At 61.5% G+C, this 283-nt stretch carries 1 pseudogene; it reads left to right on the top strand.

Features of this window, described 5'->3' with window-relative positions:
• A pseudogene (locus BN1139_RS00005) lies at positions 1–283 on the top strand (response regulator); the annotation flags it as partial.

Genomic DNA, 283 nt, shown 5'->3' with positions numbered 1-283 from the left:
CTTTACGACCCCGCCGCTCATCAGCAGGCGGACTATTTCCCCCAGTTGCAGCAGCATGAGGGGATCTACGCTATCGGCGAGGATTGGCTGGGGGGGCTTGCCGCCAGTTACCGTAACTGGTGCAACTGGCTGGCCGCTAACAAGGTGCTGCTGCTCGAGGATCACCCGTTTCAGGGGATGCAACTGCAACAGACCATCGCCGGGTTGGGGCTCTCCTGTCAGTGGGTACAGGATGAATCGGCCTGTCTTGCGGCATTGTCGGCGGGCGACATCAGCCTGCTGG

This window comes from Aeromonas veronii bv. veronii, from assembly GCF_000820225.1.
Lineage (GTDB): Bacteria > Pseudomonadota > Gammaproteobacteria > Enterobacterales > Aeromonadaceae > Aeromonas > Aeromonas veronii.
The sequence above is the reverse complement of the archived record's forward strand: the minus strand, read 5'-3'. Positions and strand labels throughout refer to the sequence as shown.